The following is a 12,252-nucleotide window of genomic DNA, read 5'->3' on the forward strand; positions in this document are numbered from 1 at the left end:
GCCGCGTGTGTCACTTCTCGCCGAGGAGCTTCTTCATCTCCGTGATCTCGGCGTTCTGCGCGGTGACGATGTCGTCGGCCATGGCCGTGGCGGCGCCGTAGCGGCCCTTGTCCTTCTCGGTGGTGGCCATCGTGACGGCGCCCTGGTGGTGCTCGACCATCAGGGTGAGGAACCGGGTGTCGAAGTCCTTGCCCCGGGCCTTCTTCAGGGCCGTCATGTCGGCCTCGCTCATCATCCCGGACATCCCTGACATCTGGGACATGCCGGTGTGGCCGGAGTGGTCCATGCCGGCCATGGGGACCTCCTCGCCCCAGGACTTCAGCCAGCCGGTCATGGTGCGGATCTCCGGGTCCTGCGCCTTCTCGATGCGCGCGGCGAGGTCCTTCACCTCGGCCGAGGCGGCCCGGCCGTCGGCGAGTTCCGCCATCTCCAGGGCCTGCCGGTGGTGCGGGATCATGCCCTGCGCGAAGGCGACGTCCTGGGAGTTGTGCGCGCCGGCGGACGCGCTCGCGGTGGCGGGTGCGCCGTGGGCGCCGCCGTCGCCGTCGCCGCCGCCACACGCGGCCAGGGCGAGGGCGCCGGTCACGGCGACCGTGGCGAGGGCGGCACGGCGGGTCAGGGTACGGATGGTCATGCGGGGAACTCCTGCTGTTCTCAAGGGATGTGGGCACGCGTGAGCACGACCGCCGCACCGCGCATGGCAGGGCGTTCCGCGCATGGCGGGGCGTGCGGCCGGGGCGGCCTCTAGATCCGCAGGAGTTGGAGTTCGGCGAGGTCGGGCGGGGCGCGGGCGCTGTCCGGTGCCGTGGCGGGACCGGAGCGCGGGCAGGGGGCCGGCGCGGCAGCGGTCACCGGGCCGGGAGCCGGCGCGGGCAGCTGCGGACCGGCGTCGGGCGCGCCCGAGGCGCAGCTGGGGTCGGCGTGGTGCAGCCGGTGTCCGCCGCAGTGGCCGGCCCCGCCCGGACAGTCGTCCGGCGCGGTGACGGCGACCGCGCCGTGCGCGGCCCGGGGGTGACCGGCGTGTCCCATGCCCCCGCCGGGAGCGAGGGCGTGCATGCCGAGCAGCCCGGCCAGCACGGCCAGCACGAGCAGCGCGCGGTGCCGCCGCCGTGGCGGTCGCGGGGTGTGCGCTCGGATGCCGGTCATCGGGGACATCGTACGGGGGCGGGGGCAGGCCGCCGCGCGGGGCGCACCGGAGCGGGAACAGCCCCGGCGGTCGCGGCTGGTGGCGACCGCCGCCCGGGGCCTCGGCGCGGGTTCGTCCTCCGGCGCCGGGTGGGATCAGCCGCGCGCGATCCGCGCGGTCCGGATATTCGATGCAGACTCGATGCGAGTTGCCGACGCCGTGGCGCCGGACGGACCGTGGTGGTCAGACGGGGAGCCACCCCGGACAAGGGAGCAGGCCATGACCGCACTCGCTGTGACCGCATCCGAGCCCGTGCCCGTGGCGTGTCAGGAGGACGAGCTGGCCTCGCGTTTCGCGGCCGGTGACGAGGACGGCGTGGAGGCGGTCTACCGCCGCTGGGCCCCGCTCGTCCTGTCCCTGGCGCGCCAGTCCCTGGGCGACGGCGCGGAGGCGGAGGACGTCACCCAGACGGTGTTCCTCGCGGCCTGGCGCGGACGCCAGGGCTACCGTCCGGGCCGTGGACCGCTGCCGGCCTGGCTCGTGGGCATCGCCCGGCGCAAGATCGCCGACGCTCTGTCCGCCCGCACCCGGCGCACGGACGTCGCCGCCGCGGCGGCGCGCCAGTCGCCCTCCTCACCGGAGGCGCCGTACGCGCAGGACGCGGTGCTGGACCGCGTCCACGTGACCCGGGAACTGCGTCGCCTGCCCGAGGCGCAGCGGCGGGTGCTGTGCCTGGCCTTCTACGGCGACCTGACCCAGACCCAGATCGCCCGCGTCACCGGCTGGCCGCTGGGTACGGTCAAAAGCCACACCCGGCGCGGCCTGCTGCGTCTGGGGCGGAGCCTGGACACCGATGCCACGGAGTGACCGCACTTGACGGAAGAGGACGTGACCGCCGTGAACTCCGCCGCGCAGCCGGCCCCCGGGCCGTCCGCCGTACCGGCCGGCGCCGGACTGACCACCGGCGTGCTGGCCCGCCGCCTCGGCGTGTCGCCGATGACCCTGCGCTCATGGGACCGCCGGTACGGCATCGGGCCGGCCGCACGCACCGGGGGCGGGCACCGCCGCTGGACCGCGGCGGACGTGGCGACGGTCGAGGAGATGTGCCGGCTGACGGCGACCGGCATCCCGCCGGCGGACGCGGCCCGCGCAGCCCGTACGCCCCCCGCGGGGCCGCCCGTCGCGGCGGAAGCCGCCACCGCCGCGCCGCCCCCGGCTCCGGCTCCGGCTCCGGCTCCGGCTCCGGCTCCGGCGGGACGGTCGCGGGCCGCCGGCGCGCTGCCCCTCGGTGACGTGCGTCTGGAGTGCCGCGGCCTGGCGCGCGCCGCCGTACGACTGGACGCCCCGGCGCTGGAGAAGCAGCTCGTCGCCGCCGTCGAACGCTACGGCCTCGTGGTGGCCTGGCAGGAGGTGATGGTCCCCACCCTGCACGCCGTGGGGCGCCGCTGGGCCTCCTCCGACGACCAGTACGTGGAGGTGGAGCACCTGCTCGCCTGGCACGTCTCCACCGTGCTGCGCCGCAGCACACCGCCCGCTCCGCCCGTCGCTCCCCCGGGGACCGGCTGTGTCCTGCTGGCGTGCGTCCCCGGCGAACAGCACACCCTGCCCCTGGAGGCCCTGCACGCGGCGCTCGCGCGGGAAGGGGTGCCGGTGCGCATGATGGGAGCCGCGTTGCCCGTCGAGGCGCTGGACGCGGCGGTGCGCCGGCTCGGCCCGGCCGCGGTCGTGCTGTGGGCCCAGGAGAGCGCCCGCGCGGCCCCCGCCCTGGCCCGGCACGTCGCCGGCCTGCGCTGGGGCATGAAGGGGACGCGGCGCGGTCCGGCTGTGCTGCTGGGCGGCCCCGGCTGGAGCCGGTCCCAGCCCGCCGGCGTGCTCAGGCCGACCGGGCTGGCGCAGGCGGTGGAGGCGTTGCGCGCGCTCTGCACGGCGGGGTGAGCAGGGGCCGCCCCCGGCCTCCCCCGCACCGCCCCTTCACGGCGTCCCCCGTGCGCGCCGCCGCTCCTGCCGCAGCACCTCGTCGAGGTCGCCGAGCCGGTCCAGACCCTGTACCGCGCGCCGCATGCGGGCGTTCCCGGCCAGCAGCCGCCGGTGCAGGTGCAGGAAGGTCCAGTACCCGGCGGTGTACGGGCAGGCACGCGGGCCGGTGCGGTCGGAGGGCCGGTAGGCGCAGCCCTCGCACAGGTCGCTCATGCGGTGGATGTAGGCGCCGCCCGACGTGTAGGGCTTGGTGACCGTCCGGCCGCCGTCGGCGTACTGGGACATGCCGACGACGTTCGGGACCATCACCCAGTCGTAGCCGTCGACGAAGCAACGGTGGAACCAGTCGGTCACCGCGGCCGGGTCCCAGCCGCGCTGCAGCGCGTGGCTGCCCAGCACCATCAGGCGGGGGATGTGGTGCGTCCACCCCGTGTCGCGCACCTGGGCGAGCACGGTGGCCAGGCAGCGGGCCGTGACGGCGTCCGCGTCCAGCTCGGCGAAGTACTCGGGCAGGCCCTCCGTGTGCCCGAGCGCGTTGCCCTGCCGGTAGGTCTCGCCGAAGTGCCAGTACAGATGCCACACGTACTCCCGCCACCCCGCGACCTGCCGCACGAAGCCCTCCGCGCTGTTCACCGGCACTGCACCCGCCCGCCACGCGCGCTCGGCCCGCTCCACACACTCCGCCGGGTGCAGCAGTCCCAGGTTCAGCGAGGAGGACAGCAGGCTGTGGCTCATCACCGGGTCACCGGCGAGCATCGCGTCCTCGTACGGCCCGAAGGACGCCAGCCGGTGCTCCGTGAACCGGCGCAGGGCCGACAGGGCCTCCCGCCGGGTCGCGGGGAAGCGGCGGGGCCCGTCCCTGCCGACGAACCGCACCCCGTCCTCGCGTTCCCACCGGTCGAGGTCGTCGCGCACGCCGGCGTCGATGTCGTCCTCCCGCGGCCGGTACGGTGCCGGCACGTCCAGCTCCGGGGCGCCGGCCGGCGGGGGCTCGCGGTTGGCGTGGTCGTGGTTGAACCGGCCGCCGGCCGGGTGACCGGCCTCCATCAGCAGGTCGTGCTCCCGGCGCACCCAGTGGTAGAAGTCCTCTTGGAGCAGCCGCCGTCCGCCGCGTCCCCCGGCCCAGCCGGCGAACTCCGCGTGCGTCACCAGGAAGCCCCGGGCGGGCAGCACCCGGACCGCCGGAAGGGACCGCACCAGCCGGAGCGCCGCGTACGAGGTGGGGTGGCACACCGTGACCGGCGCGCCGCCGACCGCGCGGCGCAGGCCCTCCCGGTAGGTGTCGGCCCGCACGTAGGTGACGCGCTCGCCCAGTTCCGCCGCGCGGTGCCGCATCGCGGACAGCACCAGGTGCGCCTTGGCACGGTGGAAGCGGCGCCGCCGGAAGACGGACCTGGCCTCGACCATCACCACGGGCGCCCCCGGGTCGGGGCCGCCCTCGCCGGCCGGGGCGAGGAAGTGCGGGCCGAGCTGGTCACCGAAGATCCAGTGTGCGGTGGGCATGGGCGTCACATCCGTCCCCGGGCGCGTCTGAAGCGGTCCAGGCCCTCGGCCAGGGTCACGATCGGCTCGGGATATCCGGTGCCGGAGCGCACCGGCGCCGGAAGCTTCCAGGGTTCGTGCACGGCCCCGCCCGCCACGTCCGCCAGTTCCTCCACCCAGCGCCGCACGTACGTCCCGTCCGGGTCGTACCGCTTGCCCTGGGTGACGGGGTTGAGCACGCGGTAGGGCCGGGTGTCGGTGCCCGTGCCGGCCATCCACTGCCAGTTCATCTGGTTGTTGGCCATGTCGCCGTCGACCAGCAGGTCGAGGAAGTGCCGGGCGCCCACCCGCCAGTCGACGTACAGCGTCTTGCTGAGGAAGCTGGCCGCCAGCAGCCGGCCCCGGTTGTGCATCCAGCCCTCGTGGCGCAGCTGCCGCATCGCCGCGTCCACCACCGGGTAGCCGGTACGGCCCTCCCGCCACGCCTCGGTGTCCGCCTCCGCGTCCGTGCCGCGGCGCCACCGGTCGCGTTGGGTGCGGTAGTCGTGTGCGGCGGCGTCGGGGCGTGCGGCCAGCAGCTGCCGGTTGAAGTCGCGCCAGGCGACCTGCCGTACGAACGCCTCCGCGCCCGCGCCGCCGGCCCTGCGGGCCCGGTGCACCACCTCCACCGGTGACACCGTGCCGAAGTGCAGGTGGGGAGAGAGCCGGGAGGTGGCGTCGCCCGCCAGGTCGTCGTGCCGTTCCCCGTAGGCGTGCACGCCGGACCGCAGCCACGCGGTGAGCAGGCGCCGGCCCTCCGCCTCGCCGCCCGCGCACAGCCCCGGCGACACACCGCTCACCTCGCCGCGCTCCGGCAGCGGGGCGGAGGCCGCCTCCTCCGGCACGGTGATCGTCCGCGGCGCGTCCAGGACGGCCCGTGTGCCCTGGGCGGACCAGCAGCGGTAGTAGGGGGTGAACACCGCGAAGTGGTCGGAGGAGGCCGGTGTCACCGCGCCCGGCGCCACGGCGGTGCTCACCGTCTCGTGGACGTACAGGCGCCGCCCGTCGGCCTCCAGGGCCCGCCGCAGCCGTCGTTCGCGCGCGTGCGCGAAGGCGCTGACGTCGCCCGCGACGTGCACCTCGTCGGCGTCCGTCTCGGCGGCCACCCGGCACACCTCCGTGACCGTGTCGCCCTCGCGCAGCACCAGCCGGCCGCCCCGCTCGCGCAGCCGGGCGTCCAGGCTTCGCAGGCAGTCGGCGAGGAACGCCAGCCGGTTCGGCGCGGCGAAACCGGCTCCGTCCACGGCGGGGTCGCGCACGAACAGCGGTACCACCCGGCCTCCCCCGTGCAGGGCCGCGCGCAGCGGAGGATGGTCCGACAGGCGCAGATCGCAGGTGAAGACGACGACCGAGGTCTGCATGGGGCTCACTTCCGCTTCCGGTGGGGTCACTCTCGGATGGATTCGCCCCGCCCGCCGGTGACGGATGCGGTGTGGCGCCGGCAGTCCCCCGATCGGGTGCGGGCGCCTCCGCGTCCGGTGGCCCGGGCTCCCGGGCGGGGCGGTCGCGTTCGGTCCCGGACAGCCTCCCGATCGCGACCGGTATATCCGTGAAAGTCGGCTATGGCGATGTTCGGCCGTACGGCGTTAGCATGGCGTCCGCCTCTGCCGGCACCGCGGTTCTCCTGCCGCGGTGACACCGATGCCCTGTCCGCCCGCGGAGGTGCGACATGACGCGTTCACCGGCGTCCCCCCTTCCCGAACCCGACTGGCGCGTGCGGGCGCTGTGCGCCGGCGAGGACCCTGAGCTGTTCTTCCCCGTCACGGAGACGGACGCCGCGACGGCACCTGCCCGCGCGGTGTGCCGACGGTGTTCCGTGCTGGTCGCCTGCCGTGACTGGGCCGTCCGCCACGGCGAGGCGGACGGTGTCTGGGGCGACACGACCGCGAGCCAGCGCAGGGCCATCCGCCGTGCCGTCCTGGACCGGTGAACACCCGGTGCGAGGACGGCCGCGGGAGCGCCCGTTCCCCTTTCAGCCGGGGAAGCGGCCCGTGGACCGCAGCTGCCAGCGCCGCTCGGCATAGGCCAGGTCGTCCCGCCACAGCCGTCCGGCCGCGGCTCTCATCAGGGGACGCAGCAGCGGTGCGGCCCGGCGGGCGGCGGCGAAGCCGGGACGGTGCGAGGCCGCCACCACCGCCTCGACGACGGCGGTCCGCGGTCGGCCCGTCCGGTCCGCACCCAGCGGTGTCGCATGGGTCTCCACGACGGAGCCCACACCCTCGCCCGCGACGATGCGCATGACGACCGTACGGGGCTCGGGCGCGGTGAAGACGGCGCGGACCGGCACCACCAGCCGGCCCGCCACCTTGAACGACACGTCGACGGTCAGGGCGTCCCGGCTCCCGTCCTCCGCGCCGTCGGGGCCGGGTACGTCCACGACCGTCAGGTCGACGAAGGAGTACGGGTGGAACCACGCTCCGTGCCACGGATCGAGCCGGTTGGCCACCACGTCTTCCGGCTCGCAGCCGCCCACTCCGGTGTAGACGGCCGTCAGGGCGCGCGCGGGCCCGGGCCGCCGCGGTACGACCGGTGCCTCCAGCGGCTCCTCGCCGCCCACCGCGTCCAGCCGCACCCACACCAGTACCCCGTCGTCGTGCACGGGCAGCGGCGACCAGCCCGCGTACGGGGTGCCGTCCAGGGCCAGGCCGTGCCAGTGGCACACCAGCGTGCCGCAGCGCACCGGACTGTCCCGCAGCGGCGCCCCCAGGTGCGGGCAGACGCCCGGTCCGCCGACGAGGCGGCCGCCGGGACCCCGCCAGACCACCACCTCCTGCCCCGCCACGGTCAGTGCCAGCTTGCCGTCGCCGCGCAGGGCGCGGGAGGCGCCGACGACGTACCAGTTCCCGGACGGGCGGGCCTGCGCCCGTTTCAGTGCCGCGGCGATCACCGCGGGCCGTGCCTCGCGCCAGGCGGGCCGCTGGTTCTCCCAGGGCACGGCGTGCCGGCGCAGCGACAGCGGCAGACGACGGCGGTTCACGCCACCTCCTCGGGTGAGCGGACGGCCCCCGCCGGTGAGAACGCGGCCACGGACCGGGCGCCGGCGCGGGCGGGCGGCCGGTGTGCGGGTCCGGTCCGCGCACGCAGCCGTGCCGCCGCCACCCGGACCAGCCCGTCGGCGGCGACGACGGCCCTGCGCCGTCGCCGTACCACCGACCGCCGGTGCAGCACGGACCAGCCGTCGCGGGCGACGGCGTCGAGGATGCCGCCGTACAGGACGGCCGCGGTGCGGATGCAGGGCCGCGCCACCGGTTCGAGCAGTTCGATCCCGGGCACCGCCTCCCGGTACACGCCACGGGTCAGTGCCTCGAACTCCCGGAGCGCGGCGGTGATCCGGGGGTCCGGGCGGCCCGTCGTACGGCTCCAGAGCAACAGCTCCCGGTCGACGCCGTGGCCGCCGAGCAGGTCGGCGGGCAGGTAGACGCGCCCGCGGTCGAGGTCCTCGCCGACGTCCCGCAGGAAGTTGCTCAGCTGGAAGGCGACGCCGAGCGCCGCGGCGTACGGCTCGGCCTCCTCCCGCGGCACCACCGTGCCCAGCACCGGCAGCATCTGGAGGCCGATCACCGCGGCCGAGCCGTGCATGTACGCGTCCAGCTCGGCGTAGGTGGGGTAGGCCCTCACGCTGAGGTCGGAGCGCATCGCGGTCATGAAGTCCCGGAAGTGGGCGTGGTGGATGGCGTAGCGGCGGGCGGTGTCGGCGAGGGCGTGGACGACGGGTTCCGCGGCCCCGCCCCGCCGCAGTCCCTCCTCCATCTCCGCCTGGAGCCGGGTCAGTGCCCGCGCCCGCGCCTCCGTTCCGGCGCCGGGGGCGAGGGAGTCGACGATGTCGTCGGCCCAGCGGGCGAATCCGTACAGCGCGTGCACGGCGGGCCGGCGCTCGACGGGCAGCAGCCGTGTGGCGAGGAAGTAGGTCCTGCCGTGCCGGGCGTTGAGGTCGCGGCAGTGGCGGTAGGCCGCGCGCAGCGCCGGATCGGTGATCCCCGCCGCGTCCAGTTCTCGAACGGTCATCCTGCCCTGCCTTCGGTCGCGGGGGTCGTGGGGCCGGCCGGCGGGTGCTGTGGCGCCGCGGTCCGCCTCGCGGCGGCCGGGGATTCCGGCGGGCCGGCCGGCGGCTCCTGTGCGGCGCCGGCACGGGTGCGCGGTGCCCCGTGCGCGCGCGGTCCGGCCGACGGCTCCGGCCCGGCGGCCCGGAGCGCGCGCGGAGCCGGGGAGGGAGCCTGGGAGGTGGGGGGAGCCGCGGCGCGGGTCCGTCCGACGGGGGCGGAGGAGCGTGCGCGGGCGCTGTCCCGCCCGGGCGGCCCCGTGACGCGGGCGGCGGCCAGCTTCCCCGACAACAGCACGGTCGGCACGCCGACACCCGGTGTGGTGCCGCAGCCGGCCAGGACCGCGTTCTGCGTGCCGCGCACCAGGTTGCGCGGCCGGAACGGCCCGGTCTGCGCGAAGGTGTGGGCGGCCGAGAAGGGGGTCCCGGCGGCGTGTCCCTGGGCGTGCCAGTCCGCCGGGGTGACCAGGCACTCCTGCTCGATGGCGGCTCCGAGGCCGTCCAGCCCGCGCCGCTCCAGCTCCCGCAGCAGCGCGTCCCGGTAGCGCGGGCCGAGGTCGGACCAGGCCGCCGCGTCCGGGCCGATGTCGGTGTTGGGGCAGGGGGCGAGGATGTAGTGCAGGTGGCGGCCGGGCGGCGCCAGAGCGGGGTCGGTGGCGGTGGGGCGGGTGACGAGCAGGGACGGGTCGCTCATCAGCCGCCCGGCGCGGGTGAGTTCGTCGAAGGTGGAGTGCCACGCCGCGCCGAAGGAGATCGTGTGGTGGGCGAGCCGCGGCCACGTGCGGTCCGTGCCGGCGTGCAGCACGACCGCGGAGGGCGAGTGGCGCAGCCGGAGCGGCCGGCGGGGCCGGCGGCCGAGCAGCCGGTAGGCGACGGGCAGGTCCGGGGTGAGGACGACCGCGTCGCAGGGGATGCGGTCGGCGTCCGTGACGACGGCCGTCACGCGCTCGCCCGACCGCTCCAGGCGGGTCACCCGCTGCCCGAACCGCAGATCGGCGCCGGCCGCGGCGGCGGCGTCCGCCATCGCCCGCGGCAGGGCGTGCATGCCGCCCCGGGGGAAGTACACGCCCGCCACCGTGTCCATGTAGGCGATGACCGCGTAGGCGGCCAGCGCCCGCGCCGGGGGCACGCCCGCGTACAGGGCCTGGAAGGAGAACACCCGGCGCAGCCGCTCGTCGCCGAGGAACCGGCCGATGCGTGCGTCGAGGCGGCCGAAGCCGCCGAGGGCGGCCAGCCGGGCGAGGTCGGCGTTGAGCAGGCCGAGCGGCGAGTCGAAGTTGGCGTCGACGAACCGGCGCATCTGGGCCCGGTACAGGCGCTGGAGCCAGTCGCGCAGCCGCCGGTAGCCCGCCGCCTCGGCCGGCCCGGCGAACCGCTCCACCTCCGCGGCCATCGCGTCCGCGCCGGTGTGCACGTCGAGGCTGCTGCCGTCCGCGAAACAGGCCCGGTAGGCCGGGTGCAGGGGGATCAGGTCGACCCGGTCGTACAGGCTGTCGCCGACGGCGGCGAACGCCTCCTCGGCGAGGTCGGGCATGGTCAGCACGGTGGGCCCGGTGTCGATCCGGTACCCGGCCAGGTCGGCGCGCCCGGCGCGGCCGCCGGGCAGCTCGTCCCGCTCCACGACGGTGACCCGGCGTCCGGCGCCCAGCAGGTGCAACGCCGCCGACAGTCCGGCGAGTCCGGCGCCGACCACCACCACGTGGTCCGTGGGGCCGGGCAGGGCGCGGGTCACCGGCCTCCTCCCGCGCCGCCGCGGGCCGGTGCGGCGTACGGATCGGGTACCGGCCCCGGGCTCACGGCGGCCTCCGCGCCCGGCCGTCCCCCGCCCGGCCGCGCCCCGCCCGGCCGCGCCCCGCCCGATCGCGCCCCGGCCGTCGCGAGCAGGAGGGCGCGCAGCGGACCGGCGCCCTCCGGGTCGAGGGCCGCGCCGTCGAAGTGCCGCAGTCCCTGCGCGGCAAGCCGGTCGATCTTGGCCTCCACGGTGGCGCGGGCACCCGTCGCGACCAGCACCTCCCGCACCTCGTCCAGCGCGCGCCCGGTGAGCGCCGCGTCACCGAGCCGCCGGTCCAGCACGGCGAGCACGGCACTGTCGCCGGCGGTCTCGGCCCGCGCGCGGGCGACCGCGGCCAGGTAGGTGGGCTTGCCCTCGCGGATGTCGCCGCCGGGCGCCTTGCCGGTCTCCTCCGGGTCACCGAAGACGTCGTCCAGGTCGTCGCGCAACTGGAAGGCCAGGCCCACGCAGCGTCCGGCGTCGCACAGCCGGCGCAGCGTCGCATCGTCCGCGCCGGCCACGGCGGCTCCCAGGGCGAGGGGCCGCTCGACCGAGTACAGGGCGCTCTTCAGGCGGGCGGCGCGCAGCACGCGGGGCAGGGACCAGGCCGCGGTGACCTGGCCCTGCACGTCCAGGTACTGGCCCGCCACCATCTCCGTGCGCATGTCGCTCCACAGCCGCCGCACCACCACCCCGGTCCATGCCGCCAGCGGTGTCTCAGCCACCAGGTCGTCGGCCCAGGCGAGCGCCAGGTCCCCGGCGAGCACCGCCGCCGACTGCCCGAACCTCCGGGCCCGCTCGGGCCCCGTCCGGTCGGCGTACCCGGCGGTCAGGTCCGTGTGCAGCGTGGGGCGGCCCCGGCGCAGGACGGCCCGGTCCATCACGTCGTCCTGGACGAGCGCGCACGTCTGGAGCAGTTCCAGGGCGCCCGCGATCCGCAGGGCCGCCGCCGCGGCGGCGGGGTCCGGGCCGGCGCAGGCCCGCGTGGCCCACCAGACCAGCCGCGCGCGGGTGCGTTTGCCACCCTGGAGGGTGAAGCGCGCCACCCGTTCGGCCACGTCCTCCGCGAACACGGGATCCGCCAGCCGTGCGCGGCGCAGGCGCTCCCGCAGCACCTCGTCGAGGATCCGGCCGACGGCACCGGGCACGTCGGCGTCGATCCGCCGCACCTCGTCGGGCCGGACCGGCAGCGGCCCGCCCGTCACGCAGCGCGCCTCCGTGCCGTCCTCTCCCCCGCCGCCCCCGGACACGGGCGCGTCGATCCGCCGCACCTCGTCGAGGATCCGGCCGACGGCACCGGGCACGTCGGCGTCGATCCGCCGCACCTCCTCGGCCCGGTCCGGCAGCGGCCCGCCCGTCACGCAGCGCGCCTCCATGCCGCCCTCTCCCCCGCCGCCCCCGGACACGGGCGCGTCGATCCGCCGCACCTCCTCGGCCCGGTCCGGCAGCGGCCCGCCCGTCACGCAGCGCGCCTCCATGCCGCCCTCTCCCCCGCCGCCCCCGGTCACGGGCGCGTCGATCCGCCGCACCTCGTCGAGGATCCGGCCGACGGCGCCGGGCACGTCGGCGTCGATCCGCCGCACCTCCTCGGCCCGGTCCGGCAGCGGCCCGCCCGTCACGCAGCGCGCCTCCGTGCCGTCCCGTCCCTCCCCGCCGCCGGTCACGGGCCCGCGCGGAAACGCCGCGCCGGGCACCGCCGCGACCGGCCGCGGCGGCGAGGCCGCGGGGTGGTCCTTCGCCTGGGTGGGACGCATCCCGGTTCCCTCCGTCGTCTCCGTGTCCGTCGTTCCCGTCACCCGACTGCTTCCGTCCGGGTGC

Annotated in this window: 11 protein-coding genes; 3 read left to right on the forward strand and 8 right to left on the reverse strand. The window is 76.8% G+C overall.

The annotated features are described in order from the left end of the window. Positions 1–10 precede the first annotated feature (10 nt). On the reverse strand, positions 11–634 hold the full coding sequence (locus tag ACZ4VF_RS15705; protein WP_467926350.1) for a DUF305 domain-containing protein: 624 nt from the start codon (positions 632–634) through the stop codon (positions 11–13). Between the two features lie 110 nt (positions 635–744). Further along, positions 745–1,146 carry a DUF6153 family protein gene (locus ACZ4VF_RS15710; protein ID WP_467926352.1) on the reverse strand — a complete coding sequence of 134 codons (402 nt, stop codon included), beginning with the start codon at positions 1,144–1,146 and terminating at the stop codon, positions 745–747. Between the two features lie 259 nt (positions 1,147–1,405). Between ACZ4VF_RS15710 and ACZ4VF_RS15715 the strand changes: the two genes are divergently transcribed. Then, positions 1,406–1,993: an RNA polymerase sigma factor gene (locus ACZ4VF_RS15715; protein WP_467926353.1), complete on the forward strand. Its 588-nt coding sequence runs from the start codon at positions 1,406–1,408 to the stop codon at positions 1,991–1,993. A 129-nt stretch (positions 1,994–2,122) separates the two neighbouring features. Beyond that, a complete protein-coding gene (locus ACZ4VF_RS15720) occupies positions 2,123–3,061 on the forward strand; it encodes a cobalamin-dependent protein (RefSeq protein WP_467926586.1) in 939 nt (312 codons plus the stop codon). Between the two features lie 36 nt (positions 3,062–3,097). On the opposite strand, the gene ACZ4VF_RS15725 is transcribed toward ACZ4VF_RS15720, so the two are convergent. Together ACZ4VF_RS15725 and ACZ4VF_RS15730 are read right to left on the reverse strand one after the other, a co-directional pair. Continuing rightward, positions 3,098–4,606 carry a cryptochrome/photolyase family protein gene (locus tag ACZ4VF_RS15725; RefSeq protein WP_467926354.1) on the reverse strand — a complete coding sequence of 503 codons (1,509 nt, stop codon included), beginning with the start codon at positions 4,604–4,606 and terminating at the stop codon, positions 3,098–3,100. A 5-nt stretch (positions 4,607–4,611) separates the two neighbouring features. Then, positions 4,612–5,985, reverse strand: a complete 1,374-nt coding sequence (locus tag ACZ4VF_RS15730; RefSeq protein WP_467926356.1) for a cryptochrome/photolyase family protein — start codon at positions 5,983–5,985, stop codon at positions 4,612–4,614. Positions 5,986–6,293: 308 nt separating this feature from the next. On the opposite strand from ACZ4VF_RS15730, the gene ACZ4VF_RS15735 reads away from it, so the two are divergent. After that, the gene (locus ACZ4VF_RS15735; RefSeq protein ID WP_467926357.1) at positions 6,294–6,554 is read left to right on the forward strand and encodes a WhiB family transcriptional regulator; all 261 of its coding nucleotides are present in this window, start codon (positions 6,294–6,296) and stop codon (positions 6,552–6,554) included. A gap of 42 nt (positions 6,555–6,596) precedes the next feature. Here ACZ4VF_RS15735 and ACZ4VF_RS15740 read toward each other — a convergent pair whose 3' ends face one another. The 4 genes from ACZ4VF_RS15740 to ACZ4VF_RS15755 are packed head-to-tail and all read right to left on the reverse strand — an operon-like array spanning position 6,597 to position 12,188. Continuing rightward, a complete protein-coding gene (locus ACZ4VF_RS15740) occupies positions 6,597–7,601 on the reverse strand; it encodes a DUF5914 domain-containing protein (protein ID WP_467926358.1) in 1,005 nt (334 codons plus the stop codon). Continuing rightward, positions 7,598–8,629, reverse strand: coding sequence for a phytoene/squalene synthase family protein (locus ACZ4VF_RS15745; protein ID WP_467926360.1), 1,032 nt, complete (start codon positions 8,627–8,629; stop codon positions 7,598–7,600). Before ACZ4VF_RS15745 ends, ACZ4VF_RS15740 begins: the two co-directional genes overlap by 4 nt. Further along, positions 8,626–10,395, reverse strand: a complete 1,770-nt coding sequence (gene crtI / locus ACZ4VF_RS15750; RefSeq protein ID WP_467926361.1) for a phytoene desaturase family protein — start codon at positions 10,393–10,395, stop codon at positions 8,626–8,628. The genes ACZ4VF_RS15745 and crtI overlap by 4 nt, the downstream gene beginning before the upstream one ends. Beyond that, positions 10,392–12,188: a polyprenyl synthetase family protein gene (locus tag ACZ4VF_RS15755; RefSeq protein WP_467926362.1), complete on the reverse strand. Its 1,797-nt coding sequence runs from the start codon at positions 12,186–12,188 to the stop codon at positions 10,392–10,394. The genes crtI and ACZ4VF_RS15755 overlap by 4 nt, the downstream gene beginning before the upstream one ends. Between the last annotated feature and the right edge of the window lie 64 nt (positions 12,189–12,252).

Source organism: Streptomyces sp. NPDC029151 (assembly GCF_055564315.1).

What these genes read in the sequence shown, in the direction of transcription:
- ACZ4VF_RS15720 (WP_467926586.1), top strand. Translation starts at nt 2,123, where the DNA reads ATGACCCTGCGCTCATGGGACCGCCGGTACGGCATCGGGCCGGCCGCA.
- ACZ4VF_RS15735 (WP_467926357.1), top strand. Translation starts at nt 6,294, where the DNA reads ATGACGCGTTCACCGGCGTCCCCCCTTCCCGAACCCGACTGGCGCGTG.
- ACZ4VF_RS15705 (WP_467926350.1), bottom strand. Translation starts at nt 634, where the DNA reads ATGACCATCCGTACCCTGACCCGCCGTGCCGCCCTCGCCACGGTCGCC.
- ACZ4VF_RS15725 (WP_467926354.1), bottom strand. Translation starts at nt 4,606, where the DNA reads ATGCCCACCGCACACTGGATCTTCGGTGACCAGCTCGGCCCGCACTTC.
- ACZ4VF_RS15730 (WP_467926356.1), bottom strand. Translation starts at nt 5,985, where the DNA reads ATGCAGACCTCGGTCGTCGTCTTCACCTGCGATCTGCGCCTGTCGGAC.
- ACZ4VF_RS15755 (WP_467926362.1), bottom strand. Translation starts at nt 12,188, where the DNA reads ATGCGTCCCACCCAGGCGAAGGACCACCCCGCGGCCTCGCCGCCGCGG.
- ACZ4VF_RS15715 (WP_467926353.1), top strand. Translation starts at nt 1,406, where the DNA reads ATGACCGCACTCGCTGTGACCGCATCCGAGCCCGTGCCCGTGGCGTGT.
- ACZ4VF_RS15745 (WP_467926360.1), bottom strand. Translation starts at nt 8,629, where the DNA reads ATGACCGTTCGAGAACTGGACGCGGCGGGGATCACCGATCCGGCGCTG.
- ACZ4VF_RS15710 (WP_467926352.1), bottom strand. Translation starts at nt 1,146, where the DNA reads ATGACCGGCATCCGAGCGCACACCCCGCGACCGCCACGGCGGCGGCAC.